Consider the following 14634-nt stretch of genomic DNA (forward strand, 5'->3'; position numbering starts at 1 on the left):
AAGCGGGACACGCCAGCGTTTTCCACCCCCCCCCCGGACCATTGCACGGCCCTGTTGTACGCTGCCGCCGCCAAGGTCCACATCACGTACGCGTTCCGACCCGCCGCTCGGCGCCGCGCGGTCCGCCACTCCTTTCGCGTCGAAGGGAGGCTGCGTAACGCGAAGAGTGCGAAAACCTCTTTCCTGAGGGCCGCAAACCGGCCTTCAGGAAACGGGTTTTCTCCCGTTTCTGGCCCGCCGCCAATTGGCGCCGGGTGAAAAGACAAGAAGCCGCCGACAGGCGGCGGGCAACAAGGCAGGGCCGCCAAGGTGGCCCGAGATGCAAGGCGAGCCGCGGCGAGGCTCGTCCCGAGAATTGAGCTAAGGAGCGACGATGGCCCAGACCCAGACTTTCAATGGCCGCAGACGCGTACGCAAGTTTTTCGGAAAGATCCCGGAAGTTGCGGAGATGCCGAACCTGATCGAGGTTCAGAAGGCATCCTATGACCAGTTCCTGATGGTGGAGGAGCCCAAGGGTGGGCGTCCTGACGAGGGACTGCAGGCAGTTTTCAAGTCGGTCTTCCCGATTTCCGATTTTTCCGGCTCCTCGATGCTGGAATTCGTGAAGTATGAGTTCGAGGGACCGAAATTCGACGTTGACGAATGCCGTCAGCGCGACCTGACCTATGCGGCGCCGCTCAAGGTGACGCTGCGCCTCATCGTGTTCGATATCGACGAGGATACCGGCGCCAAGTCGATCAAGGACATCAAGGAGCAGGACGTCTACATGGGCGACATGCCGCTCATGACCTTGAACGGCACCTTCATCGTCAATGGTACCGAGCGCGTCATCGTCTCGCAGATGCACCGTTCGCCAGGCGTCTTCTTCGACCATGACAAGGGCAAGTCGCACTCGTCCGGCAAGCTCCTGTTTGCCGCGCGCGTCATTCCCTATCGCGGTTCGTGGCTCGACATCGAGTTCGACAGCAAGGACGTCGTGCATGCCCGCATCGATCGCCGCCGCAAGATTCCGGTGACGTCGCTGCTGATGGCGCTCGGCATGGACGGCGAAGAGATCCTGTCGACCTTCTACAACAAGATCACCTACAAGCGCGCCGGCGACCATTGGCGCATCCCGTTCAACGTCGAGCGTTTCCGCGGCCTCAAGGCCGTTGGTGACCTGGTCGACGCCGACACCGGCGAAGTCGTCGTCGAGGCCGGCAAGAAGATCACCGCCCGCCAGGCCAGGGCGCTTGGCGAAAAGGGTCTCAAGGCGATCAAGGCGACCGACGAGGATCTGCTCGGCAACTACCTTGCCGAGGATATTGTCAACTACGCGACCGGCGAGATCTTCCTCGAAGCCGGTGACGAGATCGACGAAAAGACGCTGAAAGTGCTGCTTGGCACCGGTGAGGATGAGATCAAGGTCCTCGACATCGACCACGTCAACGTCGGCGCCTACATCCGCAACACGCTCAACGTCGACAAGAACGAGAGCCGCCAGGACGCGCTGTTCGACATCTACCGCGTCATGCGCCCCGGCGAGCCGCCGACGCTGGAAACCGCTGAAGCCATGTTCAACTCGCTGTTCTTCGACAGCGAGCGCTATGATCTGTCGGCCGTTGGCCGCGTCAAGATGAACATGCGCCTCGAGCTCAAGGCCGAGGATACCGTGCGCGTGCTGCGCAAGGACGACATCCTGGCCGTGGTCAAGACGCTCGTCGAACTGCGCGACGGCAAGGGCGAGATCGACGACATCGACAATCTCGGCAACCGCCGCGTGCGTTCGGTCGGCGAGCTGATGGAGAACCAGTACCGCGTCGGCCTGCTGCGCATGGAGCGCGCGATCAAGGAACGCATGTCCTCGATCGAGATCGACACGGTGATGCCGCAGGACCTGATCAACGCCAAGCCGGCGGCTGCCGCCGTGCGCGAGTTCTTCGGTTCCTCGCAGCTGTCGCAGTTTATGGATCAGACCAACCCGCTGTCGGAGATCACCCACAAGCGCCGTCTTTCGGCGCTTGGACCGGGCGGTCTGACCCGCGAGCGTGCCGGTTTCGAAGTGCGCGACGTGCACCCGACGCATTACGGCCGCATCTGCCCGATCGAGACGCCGGAAGGCCCGAACATCGGCCTGATCAACTCGCTTGCGACCTTCGCGCGCGTCAACAAATACGGCTTCATCGAGAGCCCGTACCGCAAGATCGTCAACGGCAAGCTGACCAATGAGGTCGTTTACCTCTCGGCTATGGAAGAGGCCAAGCACCACGTCGCGCAGGCCAATGCCGAGCTCGACAAGAATGGTCATTTCGTCGACGAATTCGTCATTTGCCGCAACGCCGGCGAAGTGATGATGGCGCCGCGCGAAAACGTCGATCTGATGGACGTGTCGCCGAAGCAGATGGTGTCGGTGGCCGCGGCCCTGATCCCGTTCCTGGAGAACGATGACGCCAACCGTGCGCTGATGGGCTCGAACATGCAGCGTCAGGCCGTGCCGCTGGTGCGCGCCGAAGCGCCGTTCGTCGGCACCGGCATGGAGCCGATCGTCGCCCGTGACTCGGGCGCCGCCATCGGCGCCCGCCGCGGCGGCATCGTCGACCAGGTGGACGCGACGCGTATCGTCATCCGCGCCACGGAAGATCTCGACCCCGGCAAGTCCGGCGTCGATATCTACCGGCTGATGAAGTTCCAGCGTTCGAACCAGAACACCTGCATCAACCAGCGTCCGCTGGTGCGCATGGGCGACCGGGTCAACAAGGGCGACATCATCGCCGACGGTCCGTCGACCGAGCTCGGCGATCTGGCCCTCGGCCGTAACGTGCTGGTCGCGTTCATGCCGTGGAACGGCTACAACTACGAGGACTCCATCCTCCTGTCCGAGCGCATCGTCGCCGACGACGTCTTCACCTCGATCCATATCGAGGAGTTCGAAGTCATGGCCCGCGACACCAAGCTGGGGCCGGAGGAGATCACGCGCGACATTCCCAACGTCTCGGAAGAAGCGCTGAAGAACCTCGATGAGGCCGGCATCGTCTACATCGGTGCGGAAGTGCAGCCGGGCGACATCCTGGTCGGCAAGATCACGCCGAAGGGCGAAAGCCCGATGACGCCGGAAGAAAAGCTGCTGCGCGCCATCTTCGGTGAAAAGGCCTCGGACGTGCGCGACACCTCGATGCGCATGCCTCCGGGAACCTTCGGCACCGTCGTCGAAGTGCGTGTCTTCAACCGCCACGGCGTCGAGAAGGACGAGCGCGCCATGGCCATCGAGCGCGAGGAGATCGAACGCCTCGCCAAGGACCGCGACGACGAGCAGGCGATCCTCGACCGCAACGTCTATTCGCGTCTTTCCGACGTTCTCGTCGGCAAGGAAGCGATTGCCGGGCCGAAGGGCTTCAAGAAGGGCTCGAAGCTGTCGAAGGACACGCTCGACGAGTATCCGCGTTCGCAGTGGTGGCAGTTTGCCGTGGAGAACGAAAAGCTCCAGAGCGAACTGGAAGCCCTGCGTGGCCAGTACGACGATTCCAAGAAGGCGCTCGAGCAGCGCTTCATGGACAAGGTCGAGAAGGTGCAGCGCGGCGACGAGATGCCTCCGGGCGTCATGAAGATGGTCAAGGTCTTCGTGGCCGTGAAGCGCAAGATGCAGCCCGGCGACAAGATGGCCGGCCGACACGGCAACAAGGGTGTCGTGTCGCGGATCGTTCCGGTCGAGGACATGCCTTTCCTCGAGGACGGCACGCATGCCGACATCGTGCTCAACCCGCTGGGTGTGCCGTCGCGCATGAATGTCGGCCAGATTCTGGAAACGCACCTGGGCTGGGCCTGCGCCGGAATGGGCAGGAAGATCGGCGATCTGATCGATGCGTACAAGACAGCGGGCGACATCAAGCCGCTGCGCAAGACGCTCGAGAGCTTCATGCCGGCCAACGACCGCAACGAGCCGGTCCGCGAATATGATGACGAGAGCATCGTTCGCCTCAGCGAGCAGATGCGCCGCGGCGTCTCCATCGCGACACCGGTGTTCGACGGCGCGCACGAGGCCGACATCAACATCATGCTGGAGCAGGCGGGCCTGCACACCAGCGGTCAGTCGCAGCTCTATGACGGACGCACCGGCGAGCCGTTCGATCGCAAAGTGACGATGGGCTACATATATATGCTCAAGCTTCACCACCTTGTGGACGACAAGATCCACGCGCGTTCGATCGGTCCGTACTCGCTCGTTACCCAGCAGCCGCTGGGCGGCAAGGCGCAGTTCGGTGGCCAGCGCTTCGGCGAGATGGAGGTCTGGGCGCTCGAAGCGTACGGCGCCGCCTACACGCTGCAGGAGATGCTGACGGTGAAGTCGGATGACGTCGCCGGACGCACCAAGGTCTACGAGGCGATCGTCAGAGGCGACGACACCTTCGAGGCCGGCATTCCCGAGAGCTTCAACGTTCTCGTCAAGGAAATGCGGTCTCTCGGCCTCAATGTCGAGTTGGAGAACACCAAGCTCGACGACAACCCGATCCGGCTGCCCGACGCGGCCGAGTAAGCAAGACGTCCGGCCGCGGTCTTCCCGCGACCGGACGCACCAAATTCTCGGCCGATGGCCGATCAAGTCGGCGGGCGTTTGGCCCGCGCTAGATGCAAGGGGTTTTCGAGGACCCCGAAAAGGAGAACGGCATGAACCAAGAGGTCATGAATCTCTTCAATCCCCAGGCGCCTGCGCAGGTGTTCGATTCCATCCGGATCTCGCTTGCCAGCCCTGAGAAGATTCTGTCCTGGTCGTTCGGCGAGATCAAGAAGCCGGAGACCATCAACTACCGCACCTTCAAGCCGGAGCGTGACGGCCTGTTCTGCGCGCGCATTTTTGGCCCGATCAAGGACTATGAGTGCCTGTGCGGCAAGTACAAGCGCATGAAATACAAGGGCGTCATCTGCGAGAAGTGCGGCGTCGAAGTCACGCTGTCGCGCGTCCGCCGCGAGCGCATGGGCCATATCGAGCTGGCGGCACCGGTCGCCCACATCTGGTTCCTGAAGTCGCTGCCGTCGCGCATCGGCACGCTGCTCGACATGACGCTGAAGGACATCGAGCGGGTCCTCTACTTCGAGAACTACATCGTTACCGAACCCGGCCTCACCGCGCTGAAGGAGCACCAGCTGCTCAGCGAGGAAGAGTACATGATGGCCGTCGACGAGTATGGCGAGGATTCGTTCACCGCCATGATCGGCGCCGAGGCGATCCACGACCTTCTGGCCGGCATGGACCTCGAGAAGATCGCCGGCGACCTGCGTTCTGAGCTGGCTTCACCCACCTCCGAGCTCAAGCAGCAGAAGTACCTGAAGCGGCTCAAGGTCGTCGAGAACTTCATGGAGTCTGGCAACCGTCCGGAATGGATGATCATGAAGGTGGTTCCGGTGATTCCGCCGGATCTGCGCCCGCTTGTCCCGCTGGACGGCGGCCGTTTCGCCACGTCGGATCTGAACGACCTCTATCGCCGCGTCATCAACCGCAACAACCGCTTGAAGCGGCTGATCGAGCTGCGCGCGCCCGGCATCATCGTGCGCAATGAAAAGCGCATGCTGCAGGAAGCCGTCGATGCGCTGTTCGACAACGGCCGCCGCGGCCGCGTCATCACCGGCGCCAACAAGCGTCCGCTGAAGTCGCTGTCCGACATGCTGAAGGGCAAGCAGGGCCGCTTCCGCCAGAACCTGCTCGGCAAGCGCGTCGACTATTCCGGCCGCTCGGTCATCGTTACCGGTCCGGAGCTCAAGCTCCACCAGTGCGGCCTGCCGAAGAAGATGGCGCTCGAACTGTTCAAGCCCTTCATCTACGCCCGTCTCGACGCCAAGGGCTACTCCTCGACCGTCAAGCAGGCGAAGAAGCTGGTCGAGAAGGAGCGTCCGGAGGTCTGGGATATCCTCGACGAGGTCATCCGCGAGCATCCGGTGCTGCTGAACCGCGCACCGACGCTGCACCGCCTCGGTATCCAGGCGTTCGAGCCGATCCTGATCGAAGGCAAGGCGATCCAGCTTCACCCGCTGGTCTGCACGGCCTTCAACGCCGATTTCGACGGCGACCAGATGGCGGTCCACGTGCCGCTGTCGCTGGAAGCGCAGCTCGAAGCCCGCGTGCTGATGATGTCGACCAACAACATCCTGCACCCGGCTTCCGGTGCGCCGATCATCGTGCCGTCGCAGGACATGGTTCTCGGTCTCTACTATCTCTCGATCGTCAATCAGAACGAGCCGGGCGAGGGCATGGTGTTTGCCGACATGGGCGAACTCCAGCACGCGCTCGAGACCAAGGCAGTCACGCTGCATGCCAAGATCAAGGGGCGCTTCCGCACGGTCGACGCCGACGGCAAGGTCGTGTCGAAGATCTACGACACCACGCCTGGCCGCATGATCATCGGCGAGCTGCTGCCGAAGAACCACAACGTGCCCTACGAGACCGCCAACCAGGAGATGACCAAGAAGAACATCTCCAAGATGATCGACACCGTCTATCGCCATTGCGGTCAGAAGGAGACGGTCATTTTCTGCGATCGCATCATGGCCCTCGGCTTTAGCCATGCCTGCCGCGCCGGCATTTCGTTCGGCAAGGACGACATGCTGATCCCGGACGCCAAGATCAAGCTGGTGTCCGACACCGAGGCTTTGGCCAAGGAATACGAGCAGCAGTACAATGACGGCCTGATCACCCAGGGCGAGAAGTACAACAAGGTCGTCGACGCCTGGGCCAAGTGCTCGGAAAAGGTCGCCGACGAAATGATGGCCCGCATCAAGGCGGTCGAGTTCGAGGACAACGGCCGTCAGAAGCCGATGAACTCGATCTACATGATGTCGCACTCCGGTGCGCGCGGCTCGCCCACCCAGATGCGCCAGCTCGCCGGCATGCGCGGCCTGATGGCCAAGCCTAGCGGTGAAATCATCGAGACGCCGATCATCTCGAACTTCAAGGAAGGCCTCACCGTGCTCGAGTACTTCAACTCGACCCACGGCGCCCGCAAGGGTCTGGCCGACACCGCCTTGAAGACGGCGAACTCGGGTTACCTGACGCGTCGTCTCGTCGACGTGGCGCAGGACTGCATCGTCAACTCTCTCGACTGCGGCACCGACAAGGGCCTCACCATGCAGCCGATCGTCGATGCTGGTCAGGTCGTCGCTTCGGTTGGCCAGCGCGTTCTCGGCCGCACCTCGCTCGACGACATCACCCATCCGGTCACCGGCGAGGTTCTGGTCAAGGCCGGAACGCTGATGGACGAGCGTGACGTGGAACTGATCGAAAAGGCCGGCGTGCAGTCGGTTCGCATCCGTTCGGCGCTGACCTGCGAGGTCAGGGTCGGCGTCTGCGCGGTCTGCTACGGACGCGATCTGGCCCGCGGCACTCCTGTCAACCAGGGCGAGGCTGTCGGCGTCATCGCGGCGCAGTCGATCGGCGAGCCGGGCACCCAGCTCACCATGCGTACCTTCCACATGGGCGGCACGGCGCAGGTGGTGGATTCCTCGTTCCTTGAAGCCTCCTATGAGGGCAAGGTCGAGATCCGCAACCGCAACGTGGTGCGCAACTCCGACGGCCAGCTGATGGTCATGGGCCGCAACATGGCGGTGCTGATCCTCGACGAAGCCGGCAAGGAACGCGCCACGCACCGCGTCACCTACGGTTCGCGCATCTTCGTCGACGATGGCGACAAGGTGAAACGCGGCCAGCGTATCGCCGAGTGGGATCCTTATACCCGCCCGATCCTCACCGAAATCGAGGGCAGGGTGGCATTCGAGGATCTGGTCGATGGCATTTCCGTTCAGGAAACCGCCGACGAATCGACCGGCATCACCAAGCGCGAGGTCATCGACTGGCGTTCGACGCCACGCGGCAACGACCTCAAGCCGGCGATCGTCGTCCAGGATGCCAAGGGCAAGGTCGGCAAGCTGTCGAAGGGCGGCGACGCCCGCTTCCTGCTCTCGGTCGAGGCCATTCTTTCGGTCGAGCCGGGCGCACAGGTTCGCCCCGGCGACGTGCTGGCGCGTATCCCGATGGAAAGCGCCAAGACCAAGGACATCACCGGCGGTCTGCCGCGTGTTGCCGAACTGTTCGAGGCACGCCGTCCGAAGGATCACGCCATCATCGCCGAGATCGATGGCACGATCCGCTTCGGCCGCGACTACAAGAATAAGCGCCGTATCATCATCGAGCCGCATGACTCGACGCTTGAGCCGGTCGAATACCTGATCCCGAAGGGCAAGCCGTTCCATCTCCAGGACGGCGACGTCATCGAGAAGGGCGACTACATCCTCGACGGCAATCCGGCGCCGCACGACATCCTGGCGATCAAGGGCGTGGAGGCGCTTGCCTCCTACCTCGTCAACGAAATCCAGGAGGTCTACCGACTGCAGGGCGTGTCGATCAACGACAAGCACATCGAGGTGATCGTTCGCCAGATGCTGCAGAAGGTCGAGATCACCACGCAGGGCGATTCGACCTACATTCCGGGCGACCACGTCGACGTGATCGAGTTGGAAGAGGTCAATGAGCGCCTGGTCGAGGAAGGCAAGAAGCCGGCCGAAGGTCAGCCGGTGCTGCTCGGCATCACCAAGGCCTCGCTGCAGACGCCGTCCTTCATCTCCGCCGCTTCCTTCCAGGAGACGACGAGGGTGCTGACCGAAGCTGCGGTTGCCGGCAAGACCGACATGCTGCAGGGGCTGAAGGAAAACGTCATCGTCGGCCGGCTGATCCCGGCCGGTACCGGCGGTACGATGAGCCAGATCCGGCGCATCGCCACCTCGCGCGACGAGTTGATCATCGACGAGCGCCGCAAGGCGTCCGGCGTCGAGGTCGCCGAGCCGATGCTGACCGACATGGTTAACGCCGCGCAGTAAGCGCGCAAGCAAGAGAAGATAGAAAAGGGGCCTAAGTGGCCCCTTTTCGCATTTTGGTTCCTCATTCGGATGGGAGAAGAAACGATGAGCAGGAAGATTTGGGCTTCTGTCGACGACTACATTGTCGAAGCTCTTTTCGAGGCGGATCCCGCTCTTGATGCCGTTCTGGCGGCCAACCATGATCAGGGCCTGCCGCCTATCGACGTTTCCCCGGCACAAGGCAAGCTGCTCTCACTTCTTGCGCGAATGCAGGGAGCGAGGAAGGTACTCGAAATCGGCACATTGGGCGGTTATTCGACAATCTGGATGGCGCGAGCATTGCCGATGGACGGCAAGGTCGTGACGCTCGAGCTTGATCCGCACCACGCCAGTGTCGCGCGGTCGAACTTTGAACGGGCAGGGGTGTCTGACCGTGTGGAACTGCGGGTCGGACCGGCGCTTCAATCGCTTGCGGCCTTAGGCGCCGAGAATGCCGGGCCGTTCGACTTCATCTTCATCGACGCCGACAAGCCGAACAACCCGCACTATCTGTCCTGGGCCATGCGTCTTTCGAGGCCGGGGACCGTCATCGTCTGCGACAATGTCATCCGTGACGGCGCGGTGGTGAATGAAGATGGTCGCGATGCCAATGTCGAAGGGGCACGCGCGGCGTTCTCGTTCATCGGCAGCGACAAACGTCTGGAAGGCACCGCGATCCAGACTGTTGGCGCCAAGGGCTATGACGGCTTTGCAATAGCGATCGTTAATTGAATTTGTGCGGTGCGCCGGCCGGACCTGCGATCCGGCGGCGCCCACTGATCAATCGAAAAACGCCTCCACCACATTGCGCTTGCCGAGCATGAAGGCGTCGGCGACGTGCTGCAGGGGCGCGAGATCGACGTCGGAGGTGCCGGCGCGCACGATCTCGGCGAAGCGCTTGTAGAGCATCGGATATTCGGCTTCCGGCTCCTCGTGAACGACGCGGCCATCGATGGCAAGCTTTGAGCCGCCGCCAGAAAGCACCATCGATCCTGCCTCGGTATCGGCCAGGATGTCCCAGCTTTGCGGGCCGGTCTGACGCCAATCGAGTTCCATCGTCACCGGCAGACCGTTCGACGTGCGGAAGGCGATATGGGCGGCGATGGGGGCCGCGCGGTTTTCGGGGAAATCGAGTTCTGCCGAGCTGATGAACATCGGCGGCAGGATGTGGGTAGCGATCGACAGGGCGTTGATGCCGGGATCGAACACGCCAAAGCCGCCGGGAGCCCAGATCCATTCCTGATTCGGATGCCAGCGGCGCACGTCTTCTTTCCAATTGATGGCGGCCGACCTGATCGTTGTCGATCCAAGGAATGCGCGCGCAGCTTCGACAGCCGGCGCATAGCGTGAATGCCAGCTGGCGAACAGGCAGACGCCGTTCGCTGTCGCCAGCGCCTTCAGGTCTTCGACCTCGCTGACCGTGGCGCCGGGCGGCTTTTCCAGGAAAACATGCTTTTTCGCCGCCAGCGCCAAGCGCGCGGCGTCGTAACGAAACTGCGGCGGCATGCACAGCGACACCGCCTCGAGCTCCGGCGTTGCGTCGAGCATCGCCTCGATCGTCGGGAAGTTCGGGATGTCCTCGACTTTGCCATGGCGGCTGGCTGCAGCAACCAGGCGATAATCTTGGTCCTTCGCCAGCGCCGGCAGATGCTGGTCACGGACGATCTTCCCCACGCCGACGATGCCGAGCTTGATGGGATTAGAGGACATGGGAGCTCCGCAGGTTGAGTGTGCTTGGTTTTGCCAGAGGTCGCTTCTTAGCAGAGAACTTGTGCCGGGCAAGTCGCCGGGCTTTGTCGCCGGCCCGTGAGATCGACCGCGATTCAGATCTCTTCAGATCGGCACATCGAACGTCACGATCGACACTTCGCCTTCGAGCGCGCCCTGATAGGCGGACAGATGCGGCTCCTCGTCCGGCACGCCGTCCATGTCGCCGATCTGATCGAGCTCTGCCTCGGCATAACCTTCGGCGGCAAGCGATTCGAGAGCGCGGCGCACCGCCGAATCGTCGTCCGGCGCGACCAACATCACATGCACGCCTTCCGGCTTGCCGCCTTTGCGCTTCCACACCCGCCCGGTAATAATGGTGACCGGGCGCTCCTCATTGTCATTCACGGGTTCGTACCTCCGGGCGAGGGGTTTTGGGCTGTTCATGCCGCCTTTTCGCACGAAGCACGGCCTGGAAACAGCGGCAAGCCGGTCACTTTCTGCCTTCCTCTTGAAAAACGGCGCAAGAAAATTACATGCGCTTTTCGCATGGCTGCCAAGCCTCGGGTTCAGCGCAATATTTGCCGCCCCGGGGTTGACGGACAGTGGCCATACGAGTAGAAGCCGCCCAGTCAGAACCGATGTGAGGCTCTTGCTTCCGAAGCGACACGCTTTGGAGTTTGCCTCAAACAGGGTTCGTTTTACGAGCGAAAAGACATTTCCGGCGTGCACGAAGCGGCTTCCGCTTCCTCTGCCATTTGTTCGGGCAAGACCGCGAGGCGCGGTTTGTGGCCCGAATTTGCGTATGGAAGTGACGCTTTGAGCGGCCCTGACCGGGCGAGATACGGAATTGAGAGACAAGAGGGTTTAATGCCTACCGTCAACCAGCTGATCCGCAAGCCGCGCATTGCGCCGGTGAAGCGCAACAAGGTCCCGGCCATGCAGCAGAACCCGCAGAAGCGGGGCGTCTGCACGCGCGTCTACACCACGACGCCGAAGAAGCCGAACTCGGCGCTGCGCAAGGTGGCCAAGATCCGCCTGACCAATGGTTTTGAAGTGATCGGTTACATCCCCGGCGAAGGCCACAACCTTCAGGAGCACTCGGTGGTGATGATCCGCGGCGGTCGCGTCAAGGATCTTCCGGGCGTCCGTTACCACATCATCCGCGGCGTGCTCGACACGCAAGGCGTGAAGAACCGCAAGCAGCGCCGTTCGAAATACGGCGCCAAGCGTCCGAAGTGACCGAAGCGTAGCCGAGGTCGTTCCGGGCGGCGTCAAGCGACGATCCGGGATCCAGGCCACCGCGTAGAATTGAGGCAGAGAAAAAATGTCCCGTCGTCACAGTGCAGAAAAGCGTGAGATCAATCCGGACCCCAAGTTCGGCGATCTGATCGTCACCAAGTTCATGAACGCCGTCATGTATGACGGCAAGAAGTCGGTTGCCGAGACCATCGTCTACGGCGCGCTCGACCAGGTTCAGTCCAAGACCAAGCAGGAGCCGGTCACCGTCTTCCATCAGGCGCTCGACAATGTCGCGCCGCATGTGGAAGTGCGTTCGCGCCGCGTCGGCGGCGCCACCTACCAGGTTCCAGTCGACGTGCGCCCCGAGCGCCGTCAGGCATTGGCCATCCGCTGGTTGATCGCCGCCGCCCGCAACCGCAACGAGACCACTATGGTCGACCGCCTCTCCGGCGAGCTGATGGACGCGGCCAACAACCGCGGCACCGCCGTCAAGAAGCGTGAAGACACCCACAAGATGGCAGAAGCCAACCGCGCTTTCGCGCACTACCGCTGGTAAAGCGCGAACGAGACTGAAGAGGCACCTCCCATGGCCCGCGAATATAAAATCGAAGACTACCGCAATTTCGGTATCATGGCGCACATCGACGCCGGCAAGACGACGACCACCGAGCGCGTCCTCTATTACACGGGCAAGTCGCACAAGATCGGCGAAGTCCACGACGGCGCTGCCACCATGGATTGGATGGAGCAGGAGCAGGAGCGCGGCATCACCATCACGTCGGCCGCGACCACGACCTTCTGGAAGGGTCGCGACGGCAAGATGCACCGCTTCAACATCATCGACACCCCCGGCCACGTCGACTTCACCATTGAAGTCGAGCGTTCGCTGCGCGTGCTCGACGGCGCCATTGCGCTGCTCGATGCCAATGCCGGTGTCGAGCCGCAGACGGAGACCGTCTGGCGCCAGGCCGACAAGTATCGCGTGCCGCGCATGATCTTCTGCAACAAGATGGACAAGATCGGCGCCGACTTCTACCGCTCGGTCGAGATGATCGGATCGCGCCTCGGTGCGCATGCCGTCGTCATGCAGCTGCCGATCGGCGCCGAGACCGAGTTCAAGGGTGTCGTCGACCTCGTCGAGATGAACGCGCTGGTCTGGCGCGACGAGACGCTGGGCGCTGCCTGGGACATCGTCGAGATCCCTGCCGACCTCAAGGCTCGTGCCGAAGAATACCGCGAGAAGATGATCGAGGCCGCCGTCGAAATGGACGAGACGGCGCTCGAGAATTACCTCGAAGGCAAGATGCCGAGCAACGACGAGATCCGTGCGCTCATCCGCAAGGGCACGATCGCGGTGAAGTTCTATCCGATGTTCTGCGGCTCGGCCTTCAAGAACAAGGGCGTGCAGCCGCTGCTCGACGCCGTCGTCGAATATCTGCCGTCGCCGGCCGATGTCCCGGCCATCAAGGGCGTCGACGCCAAGACCGACGCCGAGATCGAGCGTCATGCCGACGACAACGAGCCGCTGTCGATGCTTGCCTTCAAGATCATGAACGACCCGTTCGTCGGTTCGCTCACCTTTGCCCGCATCTATTCGGGCAAGCTCACCAAGGGCATCTCGGTCGACAACACCGTGAAGGGCAAGAAAGAGCGCATCGGCCGCATGCTGCAGATGCATGCGAATTCGCGCGCCGACGTCGAAGAGGCGTTTGCCGGCGACATCGTCGCCCTCGCTGGCCTCAAGGACACCACCACCGGCGACACGCTCAGTGATCCGCTGCATCCGGTCATCCTCGAGCGCATGGAATTCCCCGATCCGGTCATCCAGATCGCCATCGAGCCGAAGACCAAGAACGACCAGGAAAAGATGGGTCTCGCCCTTCACCGCCTGGCCGCCGAGGATCCGTCCTTCCGCGTCAAGACTGACGAGGAATCGGGCCAGACGATCATTTCCGGCATGGGCGAGCTTCACCTCGACATCATCGTCGACCGCATGCGCCGCGAGTTCAAGGTCGAGGCCAATGTCGGCGCGCCGCAGGTGGCCTACCGCGAGACGATCACCCGCAAGCACGAGCAGGACTACACGCACAAGAAGCAGACCGGCGGTACCGGCCAGTTCGCCCGCGTCAAGATCCTGTTCGAGCCGAATCCGGAAAGCAGCGAATTCGAGTTCGAAACCAAGATCGTCGGCGGCGCTGTGCCGAAGGAATACATCCCCGGTGTCGAAAAGGGCATCAACAGCGTCATGACCTCGGGCCCGTTCGCCGGCTTCCCGATGATCGGCGTCAAGGCGACGCTGATCGATGGCGCCTACCACGACGTGGACTCGTCGGTTCTGGCCTTCGAAATCGCCGGCCGCGCCTGCTTCCGTGAAGCAGCCCCCAAGCTTGGCGTGCAGTTGCTCGAGCCAATCATGAAGGTCGAAGTGGTGACGCCGGAAGATTACGTCGGCAGCGTTATCGGCGACCTGAACGGCCGTCGCGGCCAGATCCAGGGCCAGGAAGCCCGTGGCGTGGCTGTGGTCATCAACGCGATGGTGCCGCTCGCCAACATGTTCAAATACGTGGACAACCTTCGCTCGATGAGCCAGGGCCGCGCGGCCTACACGATGCAGTTCGACCACTACGAGCCGGTCCCGACCGCGGTCGCCCAGGAAGTCCAGAAGAAATACGCGTAACTCGAAACGAGTTGCATCAGTAACTTAATTCAAGGCCCGCACGGGCTGGCAGGAATGGAGAGATCACATGGCAAAAGGTAAATTCGAGCGCACTAAGCCTCATGTGAACATTGGCACGATTGGTCACGTCGACCATGGCAAGACGTCGCTGA

General features: G+C 62.3%; 8 protein-coding genes and 1 pseudogene. 7 read left to right on the top strand and 2 right to left on the bottom strand.

The window, feature by feature from the left end; translation table 11 throughout:
• Positions 1 to 373: 373 nt before the first annotated feature.
• From rpoB to NKH60_RS33570, 3 genes are all read left to right on the top strand, one after another.
• On the top strand, positions 374 to 4510 hold the full coding sequence (rpoB, locus tag NKH60_RS33560) for a DNA-directed RNA polymerase subunit beta (RefSeq protein ID WP_352874931.1): 4137 nt from the start codon (positions 374 to 376) through the stop codon (positions 4508 to 4510).
• A gap of 131 nt (positions 4511 to 4641) precedes the next feature.
• A complete protein-coding gene (gene rpoC, locus NKH60_RS33565) occupies positions 4642 to 8838 on the top strand; it encodes a DNA-directed RNA polymerase subunit beta' (RefSeq protein ID WP_352874932.1) in 4197 nt (1398 codons plus the stop codon).
• Positions 8839 to 8922: 84 nt separating this feature from the next.
• Positions 8923 to 9588: an O-methyltransferase gene (locus NKH60_RS33570; protein ID WP_352474774.1), complete on the top strand. Its 666-nt coding sequence runs from the start codon at positions 8923 to 8925 to the stop codon at positions 9586 to 9588.
• 48 nt (positions 9589 to 9636) lie between these two features.
• On the opposite strand, the gene NKH60_RS33575 is transcribed toward NKH60_RS33570, so the two are convergent.
• Both NKH60_RS33575 and NKH60_RS33580 read right to left on the bottom strand, forming a co-directional pair.
• A complete protein-coding gene (locus NKH60_RS33575; protein ID WP_352682668.1) occupies positions 9637 to 10566 on the bottom strand; it encodes a Gfo/Idh/MocA family protein in 930 nt (309 codons plus the stop codon).
• Between the two features lie 123 nt (positions 10567 to 10689).
• Complete coding sequence (locus NKH60_RS33580) at positions 10690 to 10971, bottom strand: transcriptional regulator (protein WP_023680447.1); 282 nt, start codon at positions 10969 to 10971, stop codon at positions 10690 to 10692.
• A gap of 462 nt (positions 10972 to 11433) precedes the next feature.
• On the opposite strand from NKH60_RS33580, the gene rpsL reads away from it, so the two are divergent.
• The 4 genes and pseudogenes from rpsL to NKH60_RS33600 all read left to right on the top strand — a co-directional run.
• Positions 11434 to 11805, top strand: coding sequence for a 30S ribosomal protein S12 (rpsL, locus tag NKH60_RS33585; protein WP_006333356.1), 372 nt, complete (start codon positions 11434 to 11436; stop codon positions 11803 to 11805).
• 85 nt (positions 11806 to 11890) lie between these two features.
• The gene (rpsG, locus tag NKH60_RS33590; protein WP_008875664.1) at positions 11891 to 12361 is read left to right on the top strand and encodes a 30S ribosomal protein S7; all 471 of its coding nucleotides are present in this window, start codon (positions 11891 to 11893) and stop codon (positions 12359 to 12361) included.
• Between the two features lie 30 nt (positions 12362 to 12391).
• Complete coding sequence (gene fusA / locus NKH60_RS33595; protein WP_023680448.1) at positions 12392 to 14482, top strand: elongation factor G; 2091 nt, start codon at positions 12392 to 12394, stop codon at positions 14480 to 14482.
• A 67-nt stretch (positions 14483 to 14549) separates the two neighbouring features.
• A pseudogene (locus NKH60_RS33600) lies at positions 14550 to 14634 on the top strand (GTP-binding protein); the annotation flags it as partial.

The organism is Mesorhizobium sp. M1006, assembly GCF_040318825.1.
In the GTDB taxonomy this organism is placed as follows: Bacteria; Pseudomonadota; Alphaproteobacteria; order Rhizobiales; family Rhizobiaceae; genus Mesorhizobium.